Source organism: Gordonia sp. B8661-1 (genome assembly GCF_059427765.1).
Genome location: NZ_JCAHRL010000001.1, coordinates 304867 through 317143 on the forward strand (window position 1 = coordinate 304867; position 12277 = coordinate 317143).

The following is a 12277-nucleotide window of genomic DNA, read 5'->3' on the forward strand; positions in this document are numbered from 1 at the left end:
AAATGTTTGCTTGAGTAACGAATACAACGGACGTTTTGACCTTAGGATTGAGCGCGTGATGAAGCGATGGATAATTGCCGCCCTGTGTGTCGTGCTGTCGGCCGGTGCACTGTCATTTGTCGGCAGCCCCCGGGCCTCTGCCGCCGGTTGTGCTGATGTCGAAGTGATCTTCGCGCGTGGCACCGTCGAAACCGCACCGCCCGTGGGCATCACCGGTCTCGCCTACTCGGAGGCACTGCGCAGCCAGCTGCCCGGCAAGTCGGTCCGCGTCTACGGCGTGAACTATGCGGCCAGCAGCGATTTCCGCAACCGTCTCCGGTTCGCGCACACCGTCCTCGACGGCGTGAAGGACACTCAGCGGCGCGCCACCTACCTGGCCAACGCCTGCCCGCGGACCAAGATCGTGCTCGGCGGCTACTCCCAGGGTGCCGCGGTGGTGAGCTATGCCGCGCACGGCGGCCTGACCATCCCCGCCTCCTACCAGCGCTACGCGCGGTACGCACCGCCGGAACTCCCCGCGAAGGTCGCCTCGAAGATCTCCGCCATCGTCATGTTCGGTGCGCCGTCCGCCCGTTTCCTGCGTGACGTCGGCGTCCCGCCGCTGCGGGTGGGCGACGGCTTCCGCGGCCGCACCAAGCAGTACTGCATCCAGGGCGACAACATCTGCAACGGCGCACCTTTCGCCGGCCCGAACGCCCTGCACGTGCTCTACCCCGTCAACGGGATGGTCTTCGACGCCGCCGGTTACACGGTCCGTCACCTCTGACCGACTCTCGAAGCCGCAACTCTCGACCCCGGGTCACCACACGACCCGGGGTCGACCCATATGCGGGCCGCTTTGCCCGATTCGCCGAAACGCCCAGATCCGGCAACCGAGACATAGTGCGCCGCAAGCGATTTCGGCTCACATGCAGGTTTTCTTATTGAACCGAAACTTGCCGTTCACCGCTCATTAATCGTTCACCGGTTGTTCGCTTCACGCGCAGTACAGTTCGGCGCGACGCGCACGAGGGCGCGACGAGAACCTCCGAGAGGAACACATGAGCAAGATCCAGTCAACGACGCGTCGAGGTGCGCGCACCGCAGTCGGCATCGGCGTCGGGGCCGCAGCGGTCGGCATCGCACTGGCAACGGTGGCACCGGCACATGCCGATGCCTTCGTCCGGCTTCCGGGCGGTAGCGCGAGCGGCGACGGCCTGACCCTCACCCGTACGCATGAGTCGGCGCAGATCTCGCCGTCCATGGCCGCCAACGGAATCGGCCGTACCGCATGGGTGAGCGCGGACATCACGCTGAAGGCGCCGAAGCTCAAGAAGGGCAAGGCCGGCCCCAACGCCGGTCCGGCCGGCGAGGGCACCATGCCCGGCACCAACAACACCATGACCGATGGCGCCCCGGCCACCCTGTCGGTGGGATACATCGTCGGCTGCCAGGTCAGCCTCGGCAACCTGACCGCGGGCCTCAGCGGCACCATCACCTCCGCGGGCGTCCCGGGTGCCAGCGGCACGCTGAGCTTCCCGATCACGCCCGGACAGGTGGTCTTCGCCCAGGTCGACTACAAGGACATCACCGGTCCCGGCACGTACTTCTTCAACTACGACCGGGTGCAGCTGCAGGTCCAGGGCTGCGGCGGCTACGCGCAGGCACGGTCGTTCGTGACGGTGGAGACCACCGGCAGCAACCACCAGAAGGTCAACCTGTACGGCAAGCCCTTCTCCATCGGCTGACCCGCTCACCTCACCTCACGTACGAAAGACACAGGGAAACAATGACACTCACTCCCATCCGGCTCGCCGTCACCGGCGGCGCCATCTCACTGGCAACCGTGGCCGGACTCCTCGGGGCCGGCACCGCATCCGCCGACGTCCACATCAAGCTGCCCTCCCAGACCGACCGCAAGAGCCTGCCCGGCGGTCTGACCGTTTCGGTGACCCGAAGCGGCGAGAGCGCCACCATCAGCCCCTCGATGGGCGGAACACCGTTGCACCGCAACGCGATGGTGTCGGCGGCCTACACCGTGCACACCACTCAGAAGGTCGACAAGATCCGCATTCAGGCGGGCTACATCGTCGGTTGCCAGGTGAACCTCTCGGGCATCACCGGCTCGGGCAACGGCGGCGGAACCTACGATCAGTCGAAGTCCACTCCGCTGGCCGGTACCGCGGGCGCGGGCACCTCCCTGACCATCGGCCCCGGCCAGGCCGTCAACTACTACGTCGCCGACCGCGAGAGCGCCGACGACTTCGGTAACGACAGCCACAGCAGCAAGATCGATTACAAGGAGACCGACCACGGACGGCTCAGCTACACCAACTCGACGATGATGGTCAACGGCTGCGGCGGATACGCGCAGGCCCGTTCCTTCGCCAACATCATCGTCAAGGCGAAGCAGGGTGAGCAGTACCTGACCGTCTACGGAAAGCCGTTCAGCCTCGGATAGTTACACGTTCCCTCTCACACCGAGTCTGACGAATGGTGAATCGGATGCGCGGCGCACGCCCCAGTGCGCCGCGCATCTGTGTACCTGCCGGATCCGCCCTGTGCGCCACTTCATCCGCCCGAACCGAAACCGCCTCCCCCACTCCGTCGCACGGACACAGGAACCCTGACTCCGTGAGGTCGTCGCCCACGTGATCTACTCGACGCCATGACCGATTCGACCCAGCAGATCGTCGCCATGGCCGATGCCGGCGTGGCTGCGCTGACCATCGCGGTCGCCGTCTATGCCGCGATCATCCTGGCCGGCATCGGGATCGGCATCAGTTCACTGCAGCACGGCCGGAAGGACCGGGCGAAGATGGCGGGCATCGTCGTGACGGTACTGACGATCGCCGGTGTCGTCGTCGCGGTGCTCAGCAGCATCCACTGAGCCCGTCAGCGGCCGAAGGCCGTCCGCAGCGCCGATACCTGTGTCCGGAGAAACTCGGTCGAGACCTTCGCCTTCGGCAGCACCATGTCGAAACCGTGGAACGCTCCGGGCACCACGTCGACGGCACAGTCGACCCCGTTGGCCCGCAGGCTTTTCGCGTAGGCGAGATCCTCGTCGTGGAACAGATCCAGCGACCCGACCCCGATCCAGGCCGGAGCCACACCGGTCAGATCGTCGATGCGCGACGGCACCACGTCCTCCGGGTTCGCGTCGCCGAGATAGCTCGACCATCCGAATTCGTTGGCGGCGGCATTCCACATCCGCATCCGGGCGGCGGGTACGGAGGTGACGTCGGTCCGATCGTCGAGCATCGGATACACCAGCAGTTGCAGTACGGGCCTCGGTTCACCGCGGTCCCGGATCCGGATCGCCAGTTGCGCGGCGAGTCCGCCGCCCGCACTGGCGCCGCCGATCGCGATCCGCGAGGGGTCGACACCGTCGAGGTCGCGGATGAGCGCGACGGCCTCGTGGCAGTCGTCCAGCGGCGCCGGATAGGGGTGCTCGGGTGCCAGCCGGTAGTCGACGGACACCACGACGGCACCGAGTTCCCGGCTCAGGTGGTGGCACAGGCGATCGTCCTGCCGGGCGGCGCCGATGAGGTAACCGCCGCCGTGAATCCACACCAGACCGGGTGCCTCGCCGGTCATCCCGGCCGGCCGGAAGATCCGGACACCGCCGCCCGACGGCAACGGCCGGACATCCGCGCGCCCCGTGTCACGAAGCGCCACGTCCACCAGGCGCCGTACCGGACCGAGTGTCCGCGGCGACACCGGGCGAGCAGGCAAGACGGCGCCCGCCAACCGAAGATCCGGATGAAAATCGGTGTGATACCTGAACATTCGCCCTCCGGCCTGCCGTCGTCGTCGCGGATCGACGCTACACGAGAGCGGCCCATGGCATCGGCGAGCCGCGAATCCCGATCAGGCGGGCTCGAACAGCCTGCCGCGCAGCGCATGCCGCACGGTCCCGGCCGCGACGATCACCCAGGCCACCACGAGCACCACGTACAGGACGTCGGCGAGCCCCTGCACGGCGTACGCTCCGAGCACCTCGCCGGTGGTGGCCGCACCGGTGACACAGGTGCCGATCGGGAACGTGAAGCTCCACCAGGTCAGCGCGAACGGCAGACCACGGCGCACCGCGCGCACCGTCCACGCGACCGCCAGCGTGAACATGACCGCACCGAAACCGCCGAAGACCAACCCGTACAGCACACCGAATCCCTTGAGGAGGACCGCGAACGGGTCCTGCGCCCCCACCAGCACCAGCCCGGCCCGATCGCCCAGCAGGTTCGCCGCGGTGATCGACTGTCCGATCATGCCCAGCGTGATCCAGACCGTCGGCGACGCGGCCCCCGCGGGAACGGCTCCGCGGATCATGCGCGCATAGACGAGGACCATCGTGAACGAGCCGACCACCAGACTCATCCCGAACAGCGCGTAGCAGCCGATCAGGAGGGTCAGCCGCGCCTGCCCGGCGGGCAGATGGGCGATGAGCGCGGCACCGGTCGTCGCGGACACCATCGGGGGTACCACCGGCATCAGCCATGCGGGGATCGGCAACGCCGGTTCCCCGGACGCCGACATCGCGCTCGTCATCATCGCGAACGGCACCGCCACACAGGTGATGACACCGAGCGCGGTACCCAGTGCCCAGAGCAGGCCGCCGACCCACACCGCCGACGATCCGCCGACCAGCGCCGGTCCGAACTGCACCCAGCCCGCACCGACGGTCAGGATCGCCATCGGCACCGCCCCGTAGAAATGCCCCATCACGGGGTCGGCGGCATAGTCGCGCGCCCGGTCACGATGGCGCGTCCAATGGGTGAGGAACGCGCCGGAGACCGCGACCAGCAATGCGGTGGCCAGCATCCACATCACGACGCCGAAGACGGTGAGCGCCGGGGATCGCGACGGCAGCATCGCCACCGCGTTGCCGACGATGCCGGTGCCCATCACCGCGGCGAACCAGTTGGGTGTCACATGCGCGAACGGGTCACGCCGCGGGGCCGGGCGGACGGTGGTCGGGATGGAGATCGTCGGCGAGATGGTCACACCTCCAGGTTGGTCGGCACCGCTTCGTCCCGGTAGACGTCACGTCATTGTGTGGCCACAACGGCAAGTTGTGACTTCCCGATCGATCGCTCGGTGGGCATAGTGGGTGAAGACAGCACAAATCACGTCGGGGACCGTCCGGAGTCGAGCACACTGGTTCACGTACACCGACGACCCACCCTGGGAGGCACCAGCACATGCGCGAGATCACCAAGTTCTACATCGACGGGCAGTGGACGGAGCCCGCCGAACTCAACCTGATCGACGTCATCAACCCCGCCACCGAGAAGGCCGCCGGACAGGTCGCCCTCGGCAGTGCCGCCGACGTCGACGCCGCCGTGGCCGCGGCCCGCAAGGCCTTCGCCACCTGGAGCCAGACCTCCGTCGACGAACGCGTCGCGGTACTCAACGCGGTCATCGCCGAATACCAGAAGCGCATGCCCGATCTCGCGGCCGCGGTCACCGAGGAGATGGGCGCCCCTGCCGGTCTGGCCCAGAACGTCCAGGTCCCGATCGGACTCGCCCACCTGATGACGGCCGCGGCCCAGTTGCCCGGGTTCTCCTTCTCCGAGGACCGCGGTTCGTCGCGGATCGTGAAGGAACCGATCGGTGTGTGCGGTTTCATCACCCCGTGGAACTGGCCGCTGAATCAGGTGATGTGCAAGGTCGCCCCGGCGCTGGCCACCGGCAACACGATGGTGCTCAAGCCGTCGGAGGTGGCACCGTTCAGTGCCGCCATCGTCGCCGAGATCTTCGATGCCGCAGGCGTTCCCGCCGGCGTGTTCAACCTCGTCAACGGTGACGGACCGGGCGTCGGCTCCGCGATCTCCGCTCACCCCGACATCGACATGGTGTCGTTCACCGGCAGCACCCGGGCGGGCATCGAGGTCGCCAAGAGCGCGGCACCGACCGTCAAGCGTGTCGCCCAGGAACTCGGCGGCAAGAGCCCCAACATCATCCTCGACGACGAGAACCTCGCGGAGAACGTCGCCGGCGGCGTCGCCACCATGATGGTGAACTCCGGTCAGTCGTGTAACGCGCCGACCCGCATGCTGGTACCGAATTCCCGTCTCGCCGAGGCACAGGAGGCCGCGAAGTCGGTGCTGCCGACGCTCACCGTCGGTGATCCGACCGGCGACGTACGGATGGGGCCGGTCGTGTCGGAGGCACAGTTCGACAAGATCCAGGGCCTGATCGAGCGTGCGGTGGCCGATGGCGCCGAGCCGATCTTCGGCGGTCCCGGCCGCCCCGACGACCTGCCGACCGGCTACTACGTCCGTCCGACCGTCTTCACCGGCGTCACCAACGACATGGAGATCGCCCGCACGGAGGTCTTCGGTCCGGTGCTGGTGATGATCGGCTACGACGATCTCGACAACGCCGTCGAGATCGCCAACGACACCGAATACGGTTTGGCCGGTTACGTATCGGGCAAGGACGTGGACGAGGTCCGCAAGGTCGGCTCCCGCATCCGTGCCGGTTCGATCTCCCTCAACGGCGCCCAGCTCGATCCCGCGGCACCGTTCGGCGGCTACAAGCAGAGCGGCAACGGACGGGAATGGGGCGATTACGCCTTCGACGAGTTCCTGGAGGTAAAGTCGCTACTCGGTTACGAAGCCTGAGATCTGCGACTGTGGGGTCCGGCATTGCCGGGCCCCACAGTTGTCGGGCGTGAAAACGTCGGGGAGAGAGAAGGGTTCGGATGACTGGTGGGATCACCGAGCTGCTCGATGCCGATGCGATCGGCCTCGATGTGGCGGCCACGGACTGGCAGGACGCCATCTCGAAGGCGGGCGCACTGCTCGAGAAGACCGGGGTGGCCGACCCCGAGTACACCCGATCGATGATCGAGAGTGTCGAGAAGAACGGCCCGTACATCGTCATCGCACCGGGTTTCGCGTTCGCCCACGCACGCCCCTCTCCCGCGGTGCACCGCACCGGCATGTCATGGCTACGGCTGGCGGAGCCGGTTGCGTTCGGGCACAAGACCAATGACCCGGTCTCCCTGGTCGTCGCGCTGGCCGCCACCGATGCGTCCGCGCACACCACGGCGATGGCACAGCTGGCCCGGGTGCTCGGCAACCCGGAGAAGCGCGCCGCCCTCGACACCGCCACCACCCCGGGCGAGGTGCTCGACGTCCTGGGCGACGGCACCGCCTCCTCCGCATCGGCAGGCGCGACGCGCGCGTCGGGCGGTCACATCCTCACCGTGTGCGGAAACGGCCTGGGCACCAGCCTGTTCCTGAAGAACACCCTCGAACAGGTCCTCGACACCTGGGGCTGGTCGCCCTACATCTCGGTCGAGGCCACCGACACCATCTCCGCGAAGGGCAAGGCCAAGGAGGCCGACCTCATCCTCACCTCCGGTGAGATCGCGAAAACCCTCGGCGACGTCGGCACCCCGGTGTACGTCATCGAGAACTTCACCAGCACAAAGGAAGTCGACGCAGCAATGCGGTCGGCCTATGACGTGTAGAGCGGAGACATCATGAACTGGCTCGTCACGGCGGCGGAGTTCGTCGTCAATGAGATCCTCGCGGTCCCCGCCTATCTCATCGGCATCATCACCGCGGTCGGCCTCATCGCCTTGCGCAAACCCGTCGGCACCGTCATCGGCGGCGCGCTCAAGGCGACCCTCGGATTCCTGCTCGTCGGCGCGGGCGCCACCCTGGTGGTGTCGTCGCTCGAACCGCTCGGCGTGATGATCCAGGGAGCGGCCGACGCGCAGGGCGTGGTGCCCACCAATGAGGCGATCGTGGGGATCGCGCAGAACGAGTACGGCGCCCGGGTGGCGTGGCTGATGATCCTGGGCTTCGCGGTGAGCCTGGTGCTCGCCCGGTTCACCCCGCTCCGCTATGTGTTCCTCACCGGTCACCACACCCTGTTCATGGCCACCCTGCTGACGATCGTGCTGGCCAGCGCCGGACTCACCTCGTTCACCGTGGTCGTCGTCGGCGGCGTGCTGCTCGGTGTCGTGATGGTCGCACTCCCGGCCATCTCGCAGCCGTGGACCAAGAAGGTCACCGGCGACAACAGCATCGCCATCGGCCATTTCGGCACGCTCGGCTACATCGCCTCCGGTCTCGTCGGTCGCGCCGTGGGCCGCAAGAGCAAGTCCACCGAAGATCTGAAACTGCCTGAATCGCTTCGTTTCCTGCGGGATTCGATGGTCGCGACGGCGCTGTCGATGGTGCTGATGTACATCGTGGTGTCGATCATCTACGTGATCCGGGTCGGCTCGGACACGGCCTTCCGTGCGTACGCCGATGCCGACGGCGCGGGTGCGGCCGCGGATATGGGCAACTTCATCATGAAGGGCGTTACCCAGGGCCTGAGTTTCGGTGTGGCCGTGGCGGTCATCCTGTTCGGTGTCCGCACCATCCTCGGTGAATTGGTTCCGGCCTTCCAGGGCATCGCCGACCGCGTGGTGCCGGGCGCGGTGCCCGCGCTCGACGCACCGATCGTCTTCCCGTACGCGCAGAACGCCGTGCTGATCGGTTTCATCTCCAGCTTCGCCGCGGGGCTCGTCGGTCTGCTGATCCTGTCGACGTGGCTGGGACCGGCCTTCGGCTGGGCGCTGGTGCTCCCGGGTCTGGTGCCGCACTTCTTCACCGGCGGCGCCGCCGGTGTCTACGGCAACGCCACCGGTGGTCGGCGCGGCGCGATAGCCGGCGCGTTCGTCAACGGACTGCTCATCACCTTCCTGCCCGCACTGCTGTTGCGGGTGCTCGGTTCCTTCGGCGAGGAGAACACGACCTTCGGCGACACCGACTTCGGCTGGTACGGCATCCTCCTGGGCAATGCCGCGAAGATCGGCGGCGTGTGGGGCACCATCCTCATGCTCGCGATCGGTGCGGCACTGCTGGCCATCGCGATCGCGGTGCAGAAGCGGCTCGTCGACACCGACTGGGATCCCGCTCCCGACCGGCCGACGCACGGCGCCGCAGGCGTCGACCCGGCCGCCGCGAGCGGCGGCCCACAGGGGACGTACGCGAAGATCGCCCCGCCCGCCGGAGCACCCGCGCCTCCCCCGCCGCCCGAGTAGCGCCTCCCGCCACAGAAAGTCACCGCAGCGGGGTGACGATCGGCCGGAGCCGGTTGCCGATCCCGCTCCGGTGACTTTTCTGTGAGCTTCGCCGATCGTGTAACGCGGGCGGGCCACCGCCCGACAGACCAGTCATGCCAGACCCGCACCAGATCCCCGACGGCTGGACGGTCACCGACGCCGTCACCGACACCCCCGCAGTCCCCGCCAAGCCGTCCCGCCGACGCCGACGCGGCCTCACCGGCATCGCCATCGTCGCCGCACTGAGCCTGGGACTGTTGGGCATCAGCACACTGCTGTCGGGAAACAACCGGGCGTCGGCCCTCGCCGGCCATCCCGAGGTGCTCCGGGAGGGCTGCACCTGGGACAAGTCCGGCAACTACGTGCAGAACTGCAAGGTCTGGTCGAAGTCCCAGAACAAGTGGGTCATCGTGCAGATCCGTGCCTCCAACGGCAGCAACAACGGTGTCTACCTGCTCGACGGCATGCGCGCCAACGAGCAGCGTTCCGCATGGACCACCGACGTCCAGGCGGCGAAGGTCTACGACGGCTCCACCGACACCACCCTGGTGATGCCGGTCGGCGGCGCATCGTCCTTCTACACCGATTGGGAGGGCGGCGCCGGTGACAAGAACACCGTCATCAAGCAGGAGACCTTCCTCACCTCGGAGCTCCCCGACTACCTCGCCAAGAACTTCGGCGTGAGCCCCAACAACAACGCGATCGTCGGACTGTCGATGTCCGGCGGCCCCGCGGTCACCCTGGCCGAACGGCATCCCGAGCAGTTCAAGGTGGTCCAGGCGATGTCCGGGTACTACCAGACCGACAATCCGCTCGGCGCGCTCGGCGTCTTCGCGAGCCAGACCATGGTGTCCAACTACACCAACGGCATCCTCAACATGTGGGGTGCACCCGGCAGCCAGCGGTGGACCGACAACGATCCGTCGAAGAACGTCAGCAAACTCGCGAAAAACGGTCAGGTGCTGATCATCTCGTCCGGCAACGGGTTCCTCACCCGATCCGAGATGGCCAAGCTGAAGCCGGCCGATCAGATCAATGCCATCGCGCTGGAGATCCTGTCGGCCATCTCGACGGTGCTCATGCAGTTGCAGGCCGCGCAGGCAGGCGTCTCGGTGATCTCGCTGCCCAACTACGGCGGCCACACCTGGGAGAACTGGGGACGTGCCCTCGCCGACGGCAAGAAGCCCGTCCTCGACGCCCTCCGCAAGAATCCGCCGGCCACCAACAAGGTCACGCTGGTGAGCGCATCCGGCAGCCCCGAACCCGAGGGTGCCGCGAAGGCCACCCAGGCCGCCAAGCTCGCCGCAGCCACCACGCCGGTGCTCGACGAGATCGCCATTCCGGCCGATCTGGAGTCGACCGAGTCCTCAGCAGCGTCCGACCCGTCGGCGTCGGAGAAGGCCGAAAGCTCCTCGGCGACAAGCCCGGCCGCGCCTGAGGCACCGACGACCAGCTCGCAGCCGAGCGCACCCGTCGAGGCTCCGAAGACCGATGTCGGCGCCGAGGTGCCGACGGCTCCCGCGGCACCGTCGACGGCCGAGGCACCGACCACCTCGTCACCGGCCCCGGCTCCGTCGACGGCCACCACGCCGCCGGTGTCCACACCGACCACGACCACTCCGGCACCGGCCGCCTGAGTCATCCGTGGTGCGTGGCCTCGATACGCCGGCTCGCTGCGCTCGCAGGCTACTCGACCCGCGGATACAGCTCTCGCCCAACAGAGGACGTAATTCGCGGATACAACGCGCCCCAGCAAAGACGTCATCCGCGGATACAACGCGCCCCAGCAAAGACGTCATTCGCTGATCGAGTAGTCCGAGGCGCCAGCCGAGGACGTATCGAGATCCAGCCCAGCGCTACGTGTGGGCGACGAGCCAGTCGGTCACATCCGTGAGCACCCGGTCGCGCTCCGGCTCGTTGAAGATCTCGTGGTAGAGGTCGTCGTAGATGTTCAGGGTGATGTCCGATGAGCCCGCGCGACGGGCGACCATCTCGCTGCCCGCCGGATCGGTGAGCGCGTCGGCACTGCCGTGCAATACGAGGAGCGGCAGGTGCAGTCCCGGGAGACGTCCCGGGAACGACTGCATCGTGGTCACCATGGCGGCACCGAGCCCGGCCGGAATCTTGCTGTGCGCCACCAGCGGATCGGCGTCGTAGGCGGCCACGACCTCCGGGTCGCGCGAGATCATCGACGTGTCGAGCGCGGTCGTCGGTAGACCGGGTGCGATCCGGCCGACGATCGGGGCCACCTTGATCGCGAGCGGCGACAGATCCTTGCCGGGCAGCACGGCGGCGCCGGACAGGATCAGACCGTCGAGACGGTCCTGATGATCGAGGGCGTAGTCGAGTGCGATGCAGCCGCCCATGCTGTGCCCGATGAGGAATGTCGGCAGGTCGTCGGTCGAGACCTCCCGGATGACCCGGTCGAGGTCGTCGGTGTAGTCACGGAAACTCTTCAGGCGCAAACGTTTTCCACCGGAACGTCCGTGGCCGAGATGATCGGGTACGGCCACCTGGTAGCCGACCGCGACGAGACGATCGACGACGTGTCCATAGCGTCGGCCGTGCTCGCCGAGCCCGTGCGCGATGACCACGGTGCCGATCGGCGGCGACGCGGGCCGGGACACGTCGTAGACGATGACCTGCCCATGGTTACCGCGGAATTCGTGTTCTTCCGGCGTCATTCGACGATCATCCCTTCAGTCCGAGGCGGGTCACCACGGTGCGGCCCGCGGATTCCAGCATGCCGAGCGGACGAAGCGCCGTCTCCCCCACCGCCACGAGCATCTCCACCCGCGACACCACCCGCTCGAGGCGGTCCACGACGTCGGCCATGGCGACCACCGTCGAGTCGACCTGATCGAGGGTCTCGGTCATCCGCGACAGCGTGGAGTCGAAGGTGGCGAGCGTGCCGTTGAGGCCGTCGATGGTGCTGTCCATGTTGGTGAGGACGCCGCCCAGATCGGCGAGGATGACCTCGACCTGATCGACGGTGACATCGGCGTTGAGGGCGGCTTGTGCCAGCTTCTTGAACCGCTGACGTTCACCGGGGCGGGTACCGGATTGATCGGCCATGGCGCCGATTATTCACCGGCGCGACGACCCGGGCGAGGTAAATCGCCGGGTCGTCCCCGACTCGCCGGTGCGACCCGGGAATAACGATCCGCGACGCCTGGTTGATCGGAGCAAGTAGCTCAAATTTGAGCTAAAAGGACGTCCGAAAGGATT

12 protein-coding genes are annotated in these 12277 nt (G+C 67.3%); 8 read left to right on the forward strand and 4 right to left on the reverse strand.

The annotated features are described in order from the left end of the window. Positions 1-58 precede the first annotated feature (58 nt). From AC4JJG_RS01420 to AC4JJG_RS01435, 4 genes are all read left to right on the forward strand, one after another. Complete coding sequence (locus AC4JJG_RS01420) at positions 59-766, forward strand: cutinase family protein (protein ID WP_495399637.1); 708 nt, start codon at positions 59-61, stop codon at positions 764-766. 274 nt (positions 767-1040) lie between these two features. Next, positions 1041-1727, forward strand: coding sequence for an MspA family porin (locus AC4JJG_RS01425; RefSeq protein ID WP_495399294.1), 687 nt, complete (start codon positions 1041-1043; stop codon positions 1725-1727). A 41-nt stretch (positions 1728-1768) separates the two neighbouring features. Then, a complete protein-coding gene (locus tag AC4JJG_RS01430) occupies positions 1769-2440 on the forward strand; it encodes an MspA family porin (RefSeq protein WP_495399293.1) in 672 nt (223 codons plus the stop codon). 207 nt (positions 2441-2647) lie between these two features. Continuing rightward, complete coding sequence (locus AC4JJG_RS01435; protein WP_495399292.1) at positions 2648-2869, forward strand: hypothetical protein; 222 nt, start codon at positions 2648-2650, stop codon at positions 2867-2869. A gap of 5 nt (positions 2870-2874) precedes the next feature. Here the strand turns inward: AC4JJG_RS01435 and AC4JJG_RS01440 are convergent, their stop codons facing one another. Together AC4JJG_RS01440 and AC4JJG_RS01445 are read right to left on the reverse strand one after the other, a co-directional pair. Continuing rightward, positions 2875-3768, reverse strand: a complete 894-nt coding sequence (locus AC4JJG_RS01440; RefSeq protein WP_495399291.1) for an alpha/beta hydrolase — start codon at positions 3766-3768, stop codon at positions 2875-2877. 81 nt (positions 3769-3849) lie between these two features. Beyond that, entirely contained in the window at positions 3850-4983 is a 1134-nt protein-coding gene (locus AC4JJG_RS01445) for a TDT family transporter (protein WP_495399290.1), read from the reverse strand. A 197-nt stretch (positions 4984-5180) separates the two neighbouring features. Here AC4JJG_RS01445 and AC4JJG_RS01450 point away from each other — a divergent pair, with 197 nt between their 5' ends. The 4 genes from AC4JJG_RS01450 to AC4JJG_RS01465 all read left to right on the forward strand — a co-directional run bounded on the left by AC4JJG_RS01450 (position 5181) and on the right by AC4JJG_RS01465 (position 10686). Continuing rightward, complete coding sequence (locus AC4JJG_RS01450; RefSeq protein WP_495399289.1) at positions 5181-6605, forward strand: aldehyde dehydrogenase family protein; 1425 nt, start codon at positions 5181-5183, stop codon at positions 6603-6605. Between the two features lie 80 nt (positions 6606-6685). Then, on the forward strand, positions 6686-7459 hold the full coding sequence (locus AC4JJG_RS01455; RefSeq protein WP_495399288.1) for a PTS sugar transporter subunit IIAB: 774 nt from the start codon (positions 6686-6688) through the stop codon (positions 7457-7459). Positions 7460-7471: 12 nt separating this feature from the next. Beyond that, the gene (gene ulaA, locus AC4JJG_RS01460) at positions 7472-9028 is read left to right on the forward strand and encodes a PTS ascorbate transporter subunit IIC (RefSeq protein WP_495399287.1); all 1557 of its coding nucleotides are present in this window, start codon (positions 7472-7474) and stop codon (positions 9026-9028) included. 134 nt (positions 9029-9162) lie between these two features. Beyond that, positions 9163-10686, forward strand: coding sequence for an alpha/beta hydrolase (locus AC4JJG_RS01465; RefSeq protein WP_495399286.1), 1524 nt, complete (start codon positions 9163-9165; stop codon positions 10684-10686). A gap of 219 nt (positions 10687-10905) precedes the next feature. On the opposite strand, the gene AC4JJG_RS01470 is transcribed toward AC4JJG_RS01465, so the two are convergent. Together AC4JJG_RS01470 and AC4JJG_RS01475 are read right to left on the reverse strand one after the other, a co-directional pair. Continuing rightward, positions 10906-11733: an alpha/beta hydrolase gene (locus AC4JJG_RS01470; RefSeq protein WP_495399285.1), complete on the reverse strand. Its 828-nt coding sequence runs from the start codon at positions 11731-11733 to the stop codon at positions 10906-10908. A 7-nt stretch (positions 11734-11740) separates the two neighbouring features. Next, the gene (locus AC4JJG_RS01475) at positions 11741-12124 is read right to left on the reverse strand and encodes a hypothetical protein (protein WP_495399284.1); all 384 of its coding nucleotides are present in this window, start codon (positions 12122-12124) and stop codon (positions 11741-11743) included. Positions 12125-12277: the final 153 nt, after the last annotated feature.

Bases quoted from the DNA above. Each gene is read 5' to 3' on its own strand.
- AC4JJG_RS01420 (WP_495399637.1), top strand. From the start codon at position 59: ATGAAGCGATGGATAATTGCCGCCCTGTGTGTCGTGCTGTCGGCCGGT.
- AC4JJG_RS01425 (WP_495399294.1), top strand. From the start codon at position 1,041: ATGAGCAAGATCCAGTCAACGACGCGTCGAGGTGCGCGCACCGCAGTC.
- AC4JJG_RS01430 (WP_495399293.1), top strand. From the start codon at position 1,769: ATGACACTCACTCCCATCCGGCTCGCCGTCACCGGCGGCGCCATCTCA.
- AC4JJG_RS01435 (WP_495399292.1), top strand. From the start codon at position 2,648: ATGACCGATTCGACCCAGCAGATCGTCGCCATGGCCGATGCCGGCGTG.
- AC4JJG_RS01440 (WP_495399291.1), bottom strand. From the start codon at position 3,768: ATGTTCAGGTATCACACCGATTTTCATCCGGATCTTCGGTTGGCGGGC.
- AC4JJG_RS01450 (WP_495399289.1), top strand. From the start codon at position 5,181: ATGCGCGAGATCACCAAGTTCTACATCGACGGGCAGTGGACGGAGCCC.
- AC4JJG_RS01455 (WP_495399288.1), top strand. From the start codon at position 6,686: ATGACTGGTGGGATCACCGAGCTGCTCGATGCCGATGCGATCGGCCTC.
- ulaA (WP_495399287.1), top strand. From the start codon at position 7,472: ATGAACTGGCTCGTCACGGCGGCGGAGTTCGTCGTCAATGAGATCCTC.
- AC4JJG_RS01465 (WP_495399286.1), top strand. From the start codon at position 9,163: ATGCCAGACCCGCACCAGATCCCCGACGGCTGGACGGTCACCGACGCC.
- AC4JJG_RS01470 (WP_495399285.1), bottom strand. From the start codon at position 11,733: ATGACGCCGGAAGAACACGAATTCCGCGGTAACCATGGGCAGGTCATC.
- AC4JJG_RS01475 (WP_495399284.1), bottom strand. From the start codon at position 12,124: ATGGCCGATCAATCCGGTACCCGCCCCGGTGAACGTCAGCGGTTCAAG.